This is a genomic window from Clostridium sp. M62/1 (assembly GCF_020736365.1).
Classification (GTDB): Bacteria; Bacillota; Clostridia; order Lachnospirales; family Lachnospiraceae; genus Otoolea; species Otoolea saccharolyticum_A.
Genome location: NZ_CP085988.1, coordinates 3,299,476 through 3,314,782, shown reverse-complemented (window position 1 = coordinate 3,314,782; position 15,307 = coordinate 3,299,476). Strand labels below are relative to the sequence as shown.

Annotated in this window: 13 protein-coding genes and 1 tRNA gene; 13 read left to right on the top strand and 1 reads right to left on the bottom strand. The window is 49.7% G+C overall.

Features of this window, described 5'->3' with window-relative positions:
- Positions 1 to 45: 45 nt before the first annotated feature.
- The 8 genes from LK436_RS15470 to queA all read left to right on the top strand — a co-directional run bounded on the left by LK436_RS15470 (position 46) and on the right by queA (position 9,659).
- Positions 46 to 1,425, top strand: coding sequence for an MATE family efflux transporter (locus LK436_RS15470; protein ID WP_008395466.1), 1,380 nt, complete (start codon positions 46 to 48; stop codon positions 1,423 to 1,425).
- A 184-nt stretch (positions 1,426 to 1,609) separates the two neighbouring features.
- Entirely contained in the window at positions 1,610 to 2,359 is a 750-nt protein-coding gene (locus tag LK436_RS15465) for a glutamine amidotransferase (RefSeq protein ID WP_008395465.1), read from the top strand.
- A 76-nt stretch (positions 2,360 to 2,435) separates the two neighbouring features.
- Positions 2,436 to 3,350, top strand: coding sequence for a ribokinase (locus LK436_RS15460; RefSeq protein ID WP_008395463.1), 915 nt, complete (start codon positions 2,436 to 2,438; stop codon positions 3,348 to 3,350).
- A 306-nt stretch (positions 3,351 to 3,656) separates the two neighbouring features.
- The gene (locus LK436_RS15455; RefSeq protein ID WP_147594712.1) at positions 3,657 to 6,218 is read left to right on the top strand and encodes an AAA family ATPase; all 2,562 of its coding nucleotides are present in this window, start codon (positions 3,657 to 3,659) and stop codon (positions 6,216 to 6,218) included.
- 24 nt (positions 6,219 to 6,242) lie between these two features.
- Positions 6,243 to 7,538, top strand: a complete 1,296-nt coding sequence (locus tag LK436_RS15450) for an McrC family protein (protein WP_008395458.1) — start codon at positions 6,243 to 6,245, stop codon at positions 7,536 to 7,538.
- Between the two features lie 115 nt (positions 7,539 to 7,653).
- Positions 7,654 to 8,478: a hypothetical protein gene (locus LK436_RS15445; protein WP_147594711.1), complete on the top strand. Its 825-nt coding sequence runs from the start codon at positions 7,654 to 7,656 to the stop codon at positions 8,476 to 8,478.
- Complete coding sequence (locus LK436_RS15440; protein ID WP_008395455.1) at positions 8,475 to 8,630, top strand: hypothetical protein; 156 nt, start codon at positions 8,475 to 8,477, stop codon at positions 8,628 to 8,630. The genes LK436_RS15445 and LK436_RS15440 overlap by 4 nt, the downstream gene beginning before the upstream one ends.
- A 3-nt stretch (positions 8,631 to 8,633) precedes the next feature.
- Positions 8,634 to 9,659: a tRNA preQ1(34) S-adenosylmethionine ribosyltransferase-isomerase QueA gene (queA, locus tag LK436_RS15435; RefSeq protein ID WP_008395453.1), complete on the top strand. Its 1,026-nt coding sequence runs from the start codon at positions 8,634 to 8,636 to the stop codon at positions 9,657 to 9,659.
- Between the two features lie 223 nt (positions 9,660 to 9,882).
- Here queA and LK436_RS15430 read toward each other — a convergent pair.
- Positions 9,883 to 9,954, bottom strand: a tRNA-Gln gene (locus LK436_RS15430).
- 268 nt (positions 9,955 to 10,222) lie between these two features.
- Between LK436_RS15430 and LK436_RS15425 the strand changes: the two genes are divergently transcribed.
- From LK436_RS15425 to LK436_RS15405, 5 genes are all read left to right on the top strand, one after another.
- Positions 10,223 to 10,939, top strand: coding sequence for an acyl-[acyl-carrier-protein] thioesterase (locus LK436_RS15425; RefSeq protein ID WP_044930391.1), 717 nt, complete (start codon positions 10,223 to 10,225; stop codon positions 10,937 to 10,939).
- Between the two features lie 105 nt (positions 10,940 to 11,044).
- Positions 11,045 to 11,878 (top strand): S1 RNA-binding domain-containing protein, encoded by an 834-nt coding sequence (locus tag LK436_RS15420; RefSeq protein WP_008395450.1) that lies wholly within the window; start codon positions 11,045 to 11,047, stop codon positions 11,876 to 11,878.
- Between the two features lie 94 nt (positions 11,879 to 11,972).
- Positions 11,973 to 12,347: a RidA family protein gene (locus LK436_RS15415; protein ID WP_008395449.1), complete on the top strand. Its 375-nt coding sequence runs from the start codon at positions 11,973 to 11,975 to the stop codon at positions 12,345 to 12,347.
- Positions 12,348 to 12,643: 296 nt separating this feature from the next.
- Positions 12,644 to 13,438 carry a DeoR/GlpR family DNA-binding transcription regulator gene (locus tag LK436_RS15410; protein WP_008395447.1) on the top strand — a complete coding sequence of 265 codons (795 nt, stop codon included), beginning with the start codon at positions 12,644 to 12,646 and terminating at the stop codon, positions 13,436 to 13,438.
- A gap of 650 nt (positions 13,439 to 14,088) precedes the next feature.
- On the top strand, positions 14,089 to 15,201 hold the full coding sequence (locus LK436_RS15405; RefSeq protein ID WP_044930517.1) for an ethanolamine utilization protein EutH: 1,113 nt from the start codon (positions 14,089 to 14,091) through the stop codon (positions 15,199 to 15,201).
- Positions 15,202 to 15,307: the final 106 nt, after the last annotated feature.

Here is a 15,307-nt window from a genome sequence, read left to right as displayed (position 1 = left end):
GGGAGTCATAGCCTCTTTTTTTGACAGAAAGGAGCTGACTGATTAATGGAAGAAAGAGAAAATACCATGGGCAGCCGGCCGGTGTTCCCGCTTTTAATGTCCATGTCTGTCCCGCCTATGATTTCCATGCTGATCCAGTCCCTCTACAATATTGTGGACAGCATTTTTGTGGCGAGAATCAGTGACAAGGCCCTGACGGCGGTGTCCCTGGCCTATCCCCTTCAGAACCTGATCATAGCCGTGGCGGTGGGATACGGTGTGGGGATCAATGCCTGCATCGCCAGGAGCCTGGGGGCCAAGAGGCAGGAGGAGACCAACCAGACGGCGGCCCACGGAGCCCTCGGGACGGCCCTCCACTGCATTCTTTTCATCCTTGTTGGAGTATTTCTGACGGAGCCCTTCCTTAGGCTATTTACAGATGATCCGGAAATTTTCTCCATGGGCTGCAGTTACACCTATATTGTGGTATGCTTTTCCTTTGGAAGCCTTTTCCATATCTACATTGAGAAAATGTTCCAGGCCACCGGAAACATGGTAATGCCTATGATCCTGCAGGGAGTGGGCGCGCTGATTAATATCATTCTGGACCCGATTATGATTTTCGGGCTGTTCGGATTTCCCGCCATGGGGGTGACCGGAGCGGCAGCAGCCACCGTGGCAGGCCAGATACTGGCCTGTATTCTGGCGGTGACTCTGTTTAACCTGAAGGAAAAAAACATCAGAGTGAGCTTTCGGGCCTTTCATTTTGACAGAAGGATATTCTTTCGGATCTACTCCATCGGGATTCCTTCCTGCATCATGCTCTCGCTGCCGTCCCTGCTGGTAGGCATTCTGAATTCCCTTCTGGTAGGGCTTTCTTCTGTGGCTGTGGCAGTGTTCGGCCTTTACTTTAAGCTTCAGAGCTTTGTCTATATGCCGGAAAACGGAATTATCCAGGGAATGCGCCCTATTATCAGCTACAATTACGGGGCGGGGCATCTGGACCGGATGCGGGAGACCGTCAGGTGCAGCATGATCTCCTGCGGAGCGATTCTGGCAGCTGGAACTCTGCTCTTTCTGGCAGTGCCGGACTACATCATGATGATGTTTGGAGCTGAAGGGGAGATGATGGAGATGGGAATGTCCTGTCTGAGAATCATCAGCCTTGGCTTTATATTCTCGGCGGCAGGCACCGTGTTTTCAGGATGCTTTGAGGCGATTGGGAGAGGTCTTCACTCTCTGGCAGTGTCCCTGGTCAGACAGCTGGTTGTGATCCCGCCTCTCGCCTTTCTCCTTGCCGAAACCATGGGCGTGACTGGCGTGTGGATCGCTTTCCCGGCAGCTGAGATTTTAGCTGCCCTGCTTGGGCTTGTGCTGTACAGAGGACAGATGAGGAAGGTGAAGCTGGAGCTTTTAGGCTCTCTGAAAAAGGAAGAACGGCGCTGAGGACAGAATAAAACCTCCAGGGACAGCGGAGAAATAAGACAGAAGGAAACAGGCGAAAGATAAACAGACGAAAGATATGCAGGTGAAAGATAAACAGACGAAAGATAAACAGGCGAAAGACAGACAGAAAAAAGGAAATAGATAAAAGGAATAATTCAAAACAACAAAACCAGGAGGAAAGACAATGGGAAAGAAGATTTTGCTTGCAGGGGAATCATGGATGAGCTATACCACACATGTGAAGGGATTTGACACCTTTTACACATCTGTCTATGAGACAGGTGAAAAGTATCTGAAGGCGGCTATGGAGAAGGGCGGCTATGAGTTTGTATTCCTTCCGAATCATCTGGCTATGGAGGAGTTCCCGTTTACCATGGAGGAGCTGAAGGAATACGATCTGATCATTCTCTCAGACATTGGAGCAAACACCCTGCTGCTTCCCACAGCTACCTTTACGAGAAGCGAGATGAGGCCTAACCGGTGCAATCTGCTCCGGGACTATGTGCTGGAAGGAGGAGCCCTTCTGATGGTGGGAGGCTATATGACGTTTTCCGGTGTGGACGGCAAGGGAAAATGGCAGGATACGGCGGTACAGGAGGTACTTCCGGTTCAGGTGCTTCCCACAGACGACCGCATGGAGCACTGCGAGGGCGTAAGACCTGTGACGGTACAGGATCACCCGGTATTAAAAGGGCTTGACAGGGAGTGGCCGAGAGTTTTAGGATACAATAAGACGATTTTGAAGCCGGAGGCAGTAGAGGTGGCTTCTGTCTGCGGTGATCCGTTTATCGCCCTTGGCGAATACGGAAAGGGACGGTCTGCAGCCTTTACAACAGACTGTGCGCCTCACTGGGCTCCGCCGGAATTCTGTGAGTGGAAGGGATACGACATACTGTTCCAGAATCTGGCCAGATGGCTGATGCGGGAGGAGTAGGAAGACGCAGACGGCGGAATGCTCCCATAAAAGAGGCGGACTGTCCCGGACAATAAATGACAAGGTGGTTAAACAGATGAAGGTACTGAATTTTGGATCGCTGAATATTGATTATGTGTACAGCCTGGATCACTTCGTGCAGAAGGGAGAGACGATCTCCTCAGAGCGGCTCGATATATTCAGCGGAGGAAAGGGATTGAACCAGTCCGTGGCTCTGGGGAGAGCGGGGGCCGAGGTGTACCACGCGGGAGCAATCGGACAGGACGGAGAATTCCTCATAGAGCTTCTCTGCGAGGCTGGAGTCAGGACGGAATTTGTCAGAAGGCTTGAATCCGTCCGCACGGGAAATGCCATTATACAGAGAGATAAGGCAGGAGATAACTGCATTATCCTCTACGGCGGGGCGAACCAGAACATTGAGCGGACACAGGTAGATGAGACCATTGGCTTTTTTGAGGCAGGGGATTACATTGTGCTGCAAAATGAGATCAATGAGATGGCCTACATTATGGAAAAGGCCCATGAGAAGGGTATGAAAATTGTGCTGAACCCTTCGCCCATGGATGAAAAAATTCTCGCTCTCCCCCTCTCCTTCGTAGATCTGTTTATTCTGAATGAGATTGAGGCCTGCCAGCTTCTCGGGCTTTCCGGAGAGGAGAGAAGGGATGCCGCATCCAGAGGGGAGGAGCTTTTAAGAAAACTCTCTGAGCGGTTCCCACAGGCGATGATCGTTCTGACGCTGGGAGAGATGGGGTCGGTCTGCATGGACGGGCAGGAGACGGTGAAACAGCCCATCTACAAAACCAGGACAGTGGATACCACAGCGGCAGGAGATACGTTTACAGGATATTTTGTGTCCGGTCTGATGCGGGGGCTTTCTGTGAAGGAGTCCATGGATCTGGCTTCCAGGGCTGCGGCGATTACAGTGTCCGGCCTGGGGGCAGCTCCGTCCATTCCAGCCCTTGTACAGGTGATGGAGAGGGAGTTTTAGATCCAGGAACGGGCCGGGAATGGAGAAAATGATCAGGGGATGAAAACGAAAACAGAATAGGAGACAGGGCGGACAGGCAAAAAACAGGAAAAGGCACAGGCAGGGAGAACTCTCCCTATCCTGTGCCTTTTCCTGTTTTGCCTGCGAAGCAGCGCCTGTTCACGCTGCCTGGCCTGTACCAGTCATGAAAGATTTCCCCTTCCGGCAATACCCTGAAATGGCAGTGTGGCAGAATTCCTGCAGAAGGTGCTATAATGAAACCAGCAGAAACTGGTTTCTGCGGAGAGTGACCTGGGAGGAATGAGAATGTTTGATCGGGATGGATATATGGCTTTCGTGGGAGAGAAAAGCAGGAATAGCTATGCCAGCGGCCTTAACAGAATAGAAAATTTATACGCAGCAGATATTGATGAGCAGTATCAGAGGGACTGCTGCCGTGCTCTGCTGGAGCAAATCGAGGAGGATAAGAAACGCACTGATTTAAGCCGCCAGGAACTGAAAAGCCGCAGTGACATGGCGTCCCACCTGAGACGGTATATAGCGTTTAAGGCTGGAATTATCCCGGCAGCCGGCTCCACGCAGCCGGCTGCCCCGGATTCAGTGAACGAAAAAATCCGTATGGTTATCGAAAAATATAAAACTGAGTTTGCAGAGACAGACAGTAAGGAACGCTACAAATGGGAGGGAATCGGCTGGTACAAATCTCATTGGAATATAGATGCCCCCGATTTTGCAGAAATGGTTGAACTGGCGTTTCGAAAGATGGCGAATTTGCTGACCTCCGGTATGTACTACCCCTACAAGATGCTGGTGGAATACGCACAGGCAGAGCCGGAAGCGGTCAGGGAACTGTTTCGCATGCTCTACAATGAGGAGCTTCCCCTGGCTCAAAGATATACTGCGTTCAGGGAGGGGTTTGAGAACTACATAAAACAGAGAAGGAAACAGGAGACGGATCAGAACAGGACCTTACAGCATTTTCAGGATCTGCGTGCCGTTATGGTATATCTCACATGCGAATATCCGGCAGCATACTATCTGTTTAAATCCAGAGTGTTTGCAGCTTTCCGTGATCGGATCGGCTATGCGGAAGAAAAACCAAAGCAGAAATCGGTGGTCTGGAAGGTGGAAAGCTATACCCGGATGTGCCGGCTGATCCTGGAGGAAATTCAAAAGGATCCGGAGCTTATGGAAATGAGCCGCTCCCGCTTAGACGACAACTGCTATCAGGATGAGGCATACCATCTGCTTACGGCAGACATTGTATTCTTTGGAAGCGTATATATGTCGGAAGAGGAGTTTAAGGGAGGAGACAGGGAGACTCCCGCAGCGGACGCCTGTCCTGATTCCGGAAAGGAAGCCGCAACAGACGTTGGCCTGAACACCATTCTTTACGGCCCTCCCGGAACCGGAAAAACTTATCACACAGTGATTTATGCCGTGGCAGTTATTGAAAACAAGGAACTGGCCCAGGTGGAACAGGAGGCGAAGAACAATTACCCGGCTGTTCTGGGACGCTACCGTTGGTACAGGGAGCAGGGACGGATTGAATTTACAACATTTCATCAGTCCTACGGGTATGAGGAATTTATCGAAGGGATCAGGCCTGCGGTTGCTTCCCCGGACGGTACAGAGGGGGAATCCGGCGAGATCCAGTACGGTGTGGAGCCTGGCGTGTTTAAGAGGTTCTGTGAAAAGGCCCAGCGTCCAGGCCCTTCAGGAACGGAGGATTTTGGCTTTAACGAGTATCCCAGCATCTGGAAGGTATCCCTGTGGGGAACCGGCGATAACCCGGTCCGCTCAGAGTGCCTGGAACAAGGCCATATCCGTATCGGGTGGGACGGATATGGAAAGGATATTACGGATGAAACAGACTTTGCCGATGGCGGAAGCGCAGTTCTGAATGCGTTTATGAACCGTATGAAGATCGGAGACATCGTATTTTCGTGCTACAGCTCCACCACCATCGATGCGGTCGGTGTTGTGACAGGTGAATATGAGTGGCACGACGAGTACGGCACCATGAAACGGCTGCGGAAAGTCAAATGGATTGTGAAAGACATCCGGGAAAATATCCTTTCCATCAATGGAGGCGTTACCATGACACGGGCGTCTGTCTACCGGCTTGGGAAGGTGTCACTTGACGATGTATACCAGATTATTGAGAAATATCATCCGGCGCCGGCCGCTCCCATGGCAGAAAGCCGTGAAAATTATGTTTTCATCATTGACGAGATCAACCGCGGCAATATCTCGAAAATTTTCGGCGAACTGATTACCCTGGTGGAACCGGCAAAGAGATGGGGGAGGCCGGAAGGCATGAAGGTGATGCTGCCCTATTCTCAGAAAGCCTTCGGCGTGCCTGAAAATGTCTATCTCATCGGCACTATGAATACGGCTGACCGTTCTATCGCAGCCATAGACACAGCGCTGCGCCGCCGTTTCTTTTTCAGGGAGATGCTGCCTAATCCGGATGTCCTGTCCGATATTTTTGTAGAAGATTTGTCTGTTGCGGAGATGCTTGACCGCATGAACAGGAGGATCGCGGTTCTGTATGACAGGGAGCATACCATCGGTCATGCCTACTTCATGCCCCTGAAGAAAAACCCGACGATAGAGGTTCTGGCAGGCATTTTTGCAGACAGTATTCTTCCCCTTCTGCAGGAATATTTCTATGAGGACTATGAGAAAATCAGGCTGGTGCTCGGCGATAACAGAAAGACAGATGCAGAGGAACAGTTTATCACGGTTAAGCCCAACGACTACGGGGAGCTGTTCGGTGATACAGAGGTTGGCCTGGATGACGGGTGCAGTTATGAGGTGAACGATTCTGCATTCGGCAATATAGAGGCTTACCGTTCCATCTAAGGGAAAAAGAAGCGAGGTGCGGCAGTGAAGCCGGTTTATCAAATTAAAGAGTATGGTTCGTTTATTTCCGAAAAAGAGGCTGCCGGCTATGAGACTCTGCCGGAATATATCTTCAGGCAGCTGGAAGATTTCATTCTGACAAGCCGCAGCAGCGATACGGATGCTCTGGAACTAATGGGGATTTCCGCAAAGAAGGGGATTGGCAAGGTTATCACAGCGAAAAATTATGTCGGAATCATCACATTGAAAGATGGGGCGGTTATTGAAATTCTTCCGAAGATTCACTCCTCTATCCGGGATGACGCATGGAATACCAGAACAAAGAAGGTATTAATCAATATGCTGAAAACCCTCCGCGAAGCGCCGTATAAGTCTCTGCAGACTTCCAGTGTGAATGTGGAGAAGATGAATCTTTTTGAAGTGTTTATCCGGATGTTTGTGGATGAGGTTTTCTCCATCGTTAAGCGAGGACTCAGATGCAGTTATGAGCTGACAGAAGAAAACACCTCTTTTTTTAAAGGAAAGCTGCTGTTTTCAGAGCAGATCAGGCACAACTATTCCCACAGAGAGCGAAGCCATGTGGAATATGGTGATTTTACCGCCAACCGACCGGAAAACAAACTGCTGAAAGCCACTCTGCTTCGCCTTTACAGACAAACTTCCTCACAAAAAAACAGAAGCGATATAAAAATTCTGCTGACCGCATTTTCCGGGGTAGAGGCCTCCACCGACTGTAAGGGAGATCTTGTCAGGTATATTCCTGACAGGAATATGAAAGGCTACCGCACAGCACTGATGTGGTGCAGGATCTTTCTGACGGGAAAGAGCTTTGCCTCCTTCGCCGGTTCGGAGCAGGCGCCGGCATTGCTGTTTCCGATGGAAGTTCTGTTTGAAAGCTATACAGCAGCCTTGCTTAAGAAAAAACTTGACGGGAGCCGGTTTGCCGTGCTGGTTCAGGACAAAACACATTACCTGTTTGATGAGCCGGGAAAGAAATTTTTGCTGAGGCCGGATATAGTGGTAAAACGAAAATCAGACGGAGCGATCTTTGTGCTGGATACGAAGTGGAAGGTGCTGGACTTAGGCAAGACAAATTATGGCATCTCCCAGGCAGATATGTACCAGATGTTTGCCTATCAGAAAAAATATGGTGCAGAACACATGACCCTGCTCTACCCGGAAACAGAAAAAGTGCCGCCGGACAGACGGATTGAATTTCGGGCAGATGACGGGGCGGCAGTTCTGGTGAAATTTATTGACTTATTTCATCCGGAAGAAAGCCTGACAAACGTGATACAGTCATTTGAAGCCCCCTGCTGATACTTCTTTCCTAAAAGGAAACCAGCTGCCGCCGTATGGGAAACGCCTGTGCGGCGGTTGCTTTTTAAACAGTATTTTGCTAGAATAAATCGAGATGAAGACAGGAGGCGGTGAAATGGGCAGAAGCAGGAAGAGACGCTCCGGCGGGCCGCTGTCAGACCAGGAGCTCAGAAGGTACGGCTTATTTCTGACAGTTCCGCTCATAATCCTGGTGCTTGCAGGGGTGCTGCTTGCAGCAGGCCTTATAAGAGAGCGGGGGCACGGGCCAAAATCAGAGCCGGAAACAGTAGATAACCTGGACAGTATCGGTGAGGAGCAGGATGTGGTGATTGAGCCGGATACGAAGGAATATCATTATAATTTTGGCGGCAGCATTCTGGAGAAGGATGCGCACCATGAAATCAACCAGCTGATGGAGGAGTATTTCCGCTCTGTGTCCTCCTGTGATATGGATACTTTCCTGAATCTGTTTACCTCCCAGGATACCTCTCAGGAGGAGCAGTTCAGAGAATCCTTTGAAAAGCAGAGGGCGTACATAGAGGGATATGAAAATATTTCCTGCTATACAGCAGATGGACTTACGGAGGATGCCTATGTGGCTTATGTATCCTACGATGTAAGATTTTCCGGAGTGGCGACGCCTGCGCCGTCTCTGATTGCCGTGTATGTGGAAAAATGCAGCGACGGCCAGTGGCGCATTTTCGACGGAGAGCCGACGCCGGAGCTGTCTGCCTATCTGGATGCAGTGGCAGCCAATGAGGATGTGGTGCTGCTGGGAAAACAGATTGATGATGCCAAGGAGGCAGCTATGGCCGCTGACGAGGATTTGAAAAACAGGATTCTGTTTATGGAAAACGGCCCGTCCCACATCGAGGAGTCCGAAGTCTCCCTGGAGGAAGCAGGGGCAGAAGAGGAAGCAGGGGCAGAACAGGGACAGTGAGAGAAGAGAAGGAGAGGCCAAAGGCTCTCCGGCAGGCAAAGAACCGATACGGTCATGAGAAGCCGGAAAAGACAGGCCCTGTCAGGACAGGGCAGGCGGGGGAGAAAGACAACGCCGGAATAGCCGGCAGAGATTCACAGAAAAGAGGATAAGAAATGGATGTAAAGGACTTTTATTTTGATTTACCGCAGGAGCTGATCGCCCAGGATCCGCTGGAGGACCGGGCTTCCTCCAGGCTTTTAGTGCTCGACCGCAGCACGGGAGAGGTGGAGCACAGGAAATTCAGGGACATTTTAGAGTACCTGAATCCCGGGGACTGCCTTGTAATCAATGACACAAAGGTCATTCCGGCAAGGCTCATCGGAAGCAAGGAGGGAACAGATGCCAAGATAGAGGTTCTGCTTTTAAAGAGAAAGGAAAACGATATCTGGGAAACCCTTGTAAAGCCTGGAAAAAAGGCAAAGCCGGGAACGGTGATCCGGTTTGGCGACGGCATATTGAAGGGGACCGTTGTGGATGTAGTGGAAGAGGGAAACCGTCTGATCCAGTTTTCCTATGAAGGAATTTTTGAGGAAATCCTCGATCAGCTCGGCCAGATGCCCCTTCCCCCCTATATTACCCATCAGCTGAAGGACAAAAACCGCTATCAGACCGTCTATGCAAAGCATGAGGGCTCAGCGGCGGCGCCGACGGCAGGCCTTCATTTCACAAAGGAGCTGCTTCAGGAAATTGAGGACAGAGGGGTAAAAATCGCCCATGTCACCCTCCATGTGGGGCTTGGAACTTTCCGTCCGGTGAAGGTGGAAAATGTCCTTGACCACCACATGCATTCAGAGTTTTACGTGGTGGAGAAATCAGAGGCAGAAAAGATCAACAGCACGAAGCGGGAAGGCGGGCGCGTGATCTGTGTGGGAACCACAAGCTGCCGGACCATAGAATCTGCCAGCGATGAAAACGGAGTTTTGAAGGCAGGAAGCGGCTGGACTGATATTTTTATTTACCCGGGATACCAGTTTAAGATTCTGGACTGTCTGATCACGAATTTCCACCTTCCGGAGTCCACTCTGGTGATGCTGGTTTCTGCCCTTGCGGGAAGGGAACATGTGCTGGCCGCCTACGAGGAGGCTGTAAAGGAGAGATACAGGTTCTTCAGCTTTGGTGATGCCATGTTTATTCACTAGGCACAGACAGCTGCCTGCTGAAATATCTGTCTGTCATGGAGGAGAAATGGCCTGAACGTGCCGGCAGACGGTAAGTCTGTGGGACACTTCAGGCTATTTTTTGTTGTGGAGGAAAAGTGGCAGTGGTTTCTGGGAATATGAAGCTGTAAAAGTTGCCATACAGAATACAAACAAAAAATGCCTGACAGACCATGCAGCCTGTCAGGCATTCCAGTTATAAAAACTGGGGTACAAGGATTCGAACCTTGAAATGACGGAGTCAGAGTCCGTTGCCTTACCATTTGGCGATACCCCAACAACGAGTGCTATTATACGACATAACATCCATATCGTCAATACTTTTTTTAGAAAAAATTCAAAAAAATTTTATGGAAAAATCCCCCTCACCCGTTCGAACCACATGGACAAGCAAGAGCGGATCATTTATAATGAAGAATAGCTGAGCACACGGGAGTGTGCGAAGCTATTCGCTGCTCAAACGGAACGAAGAGAAGTTTGAGGAACCCGAGAGAGCACACGGGAGTGTGCGAAGCACAGACATCTGCCCGAAAGAGGTGAGGAGTATGTACACATTTGAGAGCAGAGTCCGCTACAGTGAGACAGACGAATCGGGAAGGCTGTCGGTTACCGGGATCATGAATTATTTTCAGGACTGTTCCACCTTTCAGTCGGAGGATCTCCATATGGGTCTTTCCCATCTGGAACAGGTGAGGAGAGCCTGGTGGCTGAATTCCTGGCAGATTGTGGTGAGCCGATATCCGGCTCTGGGAGAGAGGATCCGCATATCCACCTATCCCTATGGATTCCGGGGAATTTACGGATACCGCAATTTTCTGCTTCAGGATGAAGCCGGAGAGTGTATAGTCAGGGCTGATTCCAGATGGGTGTTCTATGATTTGGAGCACGAATGTCCGGCCAGGGTGACACAGGAGGAGATCAGGGGCTATGGGGAGCTTGGCAGTCCCCTTTCCATGCCGGAGACACAGGGAAGGCTCTGCCTGCCTGAAAACTGCGGGGAAAAAGAGCCGGTAACGGTTTCCAGACATCATCTTGACACGAATTTTCATGTAAATAATGCCCGGTATGTGGAGATAGCAAGAGAGTTTCTGCCCGAAAATTTTGAAATAGAGGAGCTTCTGGCAGAATACAGAAAGGCAGCAGTTCTGGGAGATGTGATGATCCCGAGAATCTGCAGAACAGAGGACGGATATATGGTTTCACTGACAGAACAGAGCGGCCGTCCATTTGTCAATATGAAGCTCAAAGGAAGGCTGAAATGAGACTTTCAGAACCTGGAGCGAAAATTCCGGTGACAGGACAAATTCTGTAAAAAGACGGGCCTGAAGAAGGCTATTCAGATCATACAAAAAGAGAGGACGAAGCACATGATTGAATTAGGAAAAAGACAGGAGCTGGAGGTACTCAGAGAAAAGGAATTTGGCGTATACCTGGGGGAAAAAGAGCGCCCGGAGGCATCGGTGCTGCTCCCCAGAAAGCAGGTTCCGGAGGGAACGAAAATCGGTGACAGGCTTACGGTATTTATCTATAAAGATTCAGAAGACCGCCTGATAGCCACAACGGCGGTGCCAAAACTGGAGGCAGGAGAGGTAGCGCTTCTGAAGGTAAAGGAGATTACAAAAATCGGTGCTTTCCTGGATATGGGACTTGAAAAGGATCTGCTTTTGCCCTTTAAGGAGCAGACCGGGAAGCTGAGAGAGGGGGAAGAATGTCTGGCCGCCCTCTACATTGACAAGAGCAGCCGTCTGGCCGCCACCATGAAGGTATATCCCTATCTCAAGACAGCAGACGGGTATAAAAAAGAAGACAAGGTCAAGGGCCATGTCTATGAAAACAATGAGAGATTCGGTGTTTTCGTGGCTGTGGACGATCAGTATTACGGGATGATTCCGGTCCGCGAGGTATTCAGAAATTTCCGCATCGGGGAGCTGGTGGAGGCCCGTGTCACCAAGGTTCGGCCGGATGGAAAGCTGGATCTGAGCTGCCGTGAGAAGGCATATCTGCAGATGGACGAGGATGCAGCCATGATTTTAAAGGTGTTAGATGAGTTTGACGGCGTTCTTCCGTTTAATGATAAGGCCTCACCGGAAGTGATAAAACGGGAGTTCAATCTGAGCAAAAATGCGTTCAAGAGAGCTGTGGGCCATCTGCTGAAAGAGGGGAAGATTGAGATCACAGAAACCTCCATTATCAGGAAATAAGAGGCTGAGATAAGAAAATCAGAAAAACAGAGACCCTGTCAGAGACAGATAATCAAAAAATTCATATACTCAAATTTAAAGGAGGAACCTGAACATGAAACAAGTAATCAGCACATCCAATGCACCGGCGGCTATCGGCCCCTATTCACAGGCCATTGAGGTAAACGGAATGGTCTACACTTCCGGCCAGATTCCGGTAAATCCTGCCACCGGTGAGATCGCAGACAGCATCGAGGGACAGGCAAGACAGGTCATGGAGAATGTGAAAAACCTTTTGGAGGCTGCGGGAACCAGCATGGGAAATGTAGTAAAAACCACCGTTTTCATCAAGGACATGAATGATTTCGGAAAAATCAATGAGATTTATGCCGAATATTTCGAGGGAGCCTGCCCGGCCAGATCCTGTGTGGAGGTGGCCAGACTTCCGAAGGATGTTCTGATGGAGATGGAGGCTGTAGCTGTAAAATAAAAGCTCAGATGCCTTGGGACAGACGAAGATATGATACAGAGAAAGGTGCGGAATTCAGGTTCTGCACCTTTTTTCGCGGAAAAACGGATCCTGCAGTCCTCTCTTCTGAAAAAGCTATGAAAGAAAGTGCTGTTTCTTTTATTGGCAAACGAAGCGGCGGGGATTATAATGGATGTAGGCCCGGACCGGGGAGGGTTTGAAAGCCGGAGTAAGGGTTCAGGGAATTGGAATGTCCGGGAAAAGTCAGAACAGAACAGCTGAAACAGGGACCAAGATGGTAAGAGAGATTAGAGCAGATGGCAGAAGGGGATAGAACCATGCTTCAGAGCAGACGCGAAAAAATTATGGAAATGATACAGGCAGAGCGCATGATCAAAGTCAGCGATCTGATAAAACAGTTTGGAGTTTCGATTGAAACAATCCGGCGGGACCTGGAGTTTTTGGAAAAAGAAGGTCTGCTGACCCGGGTATACGGGGGCGCTGTCCTGAATCAGAAAAAGGCCGCAGAGCCTCTCTATGAACACAGAGAGGTAAAGAACTACGAGGAAAAAGCAGCCATTGCCAGGCGGGCAGTGGAGCTGATAGAGGACGGGGATGTGCTTGGAATCGATATTGGGACAACAGCCAGGGAGTTTGCAAGAGCGCTTTTGGGAAAAAGGAAGGTGATTGTGCTGACAAACTCCATGCCGATCGCTGAGATTCTGAGCGGGGACGATGATATAAGGGTGATTATGCTGGGAGGCGAGGTGAGAAAAGGAGAATTCTCCGTTTCCGGTTTTGTGGCGGAAAATATCATGCAGCATTTTAACCTGGATAAATATATCCTGGGGATTGGAGGAATTACCGTGGAAAACGGGATCACCGACTATCACATCGAAGAGACCAACCTGAGACGCGTGATGCTGTCGCGGGCCCAGAAGGTGATCGGGCTGGCAGATTACAGCAAGTTCGGAGTCATTGCCATGAATACAGTCTGCCCGCTGAGCAGGATGGACGTGCTGGTGACAGACGGAAGGGCCGATCGGAGCATCATCGCGAGAATGCATTCCATGAAGACGGAAGTGATCCAGGTGGAGACCGAAGAAAGGTAAGGGCGCATTTCAAAGGGCCGGAAGCAGATTCAAAGCCTGGTAAAGACTGGCCTGTATACACTGATACTGCAAAAGGGCTGGAAGCCGTAGGACTTCCGGTCTTTTTTTGTGGAAGCGCCTGTAAACCCCCTCATTTTTTCCGTTTCCAGAGGGACGAAATCTTTTGCCTCATCCTTTCCGGTTGCAGTTTCTTGTATTTTTCATCGATTCAGCAATAGAAGAGCCGCCCATGACAGAGCAGTTCCCCTGTCTGCCGTTTTACAATCTTTGGGGAGGAGGAAGGGGCAGGGTGAAAAGCCCTGTTTTCTCTTCATTTTCAATGTGCAGTTCTTTTCGGACGAGTTCGGCAATAGAATGTTTTAGAAAACAAGGATGTGCATTTTATTGTAGTTTGAATAAAAAACACAATTATTACGTAAAAGTGCACAAAAATTACCTGAAAAAATAGGATATTTTGTGGTATTGATTTTAAAATAAAAAAGAATTACAATTAACTACAACAAAAAGCACAAAAAATGTGGATTTTACAACATGAAAAAAGTGTACGGAAAAACAGATGGGACAAGAAAAAAATGAGAGAAATGAGAGAAAAGAGAGGGAAGGAGGAAAGAAAAAAATCTGCAGCAACCAGTGAAAACGGGAGGAAGGATATGACATTTGATCAGATTATTTTATGGGTAATGGCAGCAGGGGTGATAATCGGAGCTGCCGATAAGATTTTTGGAAACCGCCTGGGGCTTGGGGAGAAATTTGACGAGGGGTTTAACGCAATGGGACCTCTGGCTCTGGGGATGGTGGGAATTGTCTGCCTGGCGCCGGTGATCGCGGATCTTTTAGGACCTGCGATTATTCCGCTGTTTGAAGCCCTCGGCGCAGATCCGGCTATGTTCGGAGCGATTCTCGCTAACGATATGGGAGGCTATCCTCTGGCCATGGAGCTTGCAAAAAACCAGGAGGCAGGGCTTCTGGCTGGAAACATTGTGGCATCGATGCTGGGATGTACGCTGGTATTTTCCATTCCGGTGGGTCTCGGGCTGATTGAGAAGGGAGACAGGCCGTATTTTTCCAAGGGACTGTTAATCGGGCTTGTGACGATTCCGGCAGGAAGCCTCATTGGAGGACTCATTGCCGGCTTTGGCCCTGGAATGGTGCTTAGGAATACGGTGCCGGTAATTATACTGGCCGTACTTCTGGCTCTGGGACTGAAATTTATCCCGGAGGCTATGGTAAAGGGCTGTATGATTTTCGGACAGTTTATAACCATTGTCATCTACATAGGACTGGCAGCGGCAGCATTTGAGCATCTGACCGGGGTGGTGATCATACCCGGAATGGCCGATATTATGGAGGGAATGAACGCCATCGCCGGAATCGGCATTGTGCTTCTGGGAACCTTCCCGGTGCTTACGATTCTCACGAAAATTCTTGACAAACCTCTGAATGCAGTAGGGAGGAAGATTGGACTTGACAAGACCAGCGCAGCGGGACTTGTGTTCACCCTTGCCAATTCCGTTCCTGTCTATACCATGATGAAGGACATGAACAAAAAGGGAATCATTGTGAACACAGCATGGCTGGTTCCCGCTACGGCAGCTCTGGGAGATCATCTCGGATTTACGGCAGGCGTCCGTCCGGAAATGATCACTCCTGTTGTCATCGGAAAGCTGGCAGCAGGTGTGCTTGCTGTTCTACTCGCCCTGTTTATCTGCAGGAATATGAAGGAGCCTGAGAAGACAGCGGCCCCTGAGACAGAGGCAAAATAGGGGGATACAGAAGAAAAGGGGCAGAAAACAAAGGCAGAAGCAGAAATATCAAAGAATAAGATAAATGGAAACATGATGGGTCAGGCGGCAGGAAAGCCGCAAATTT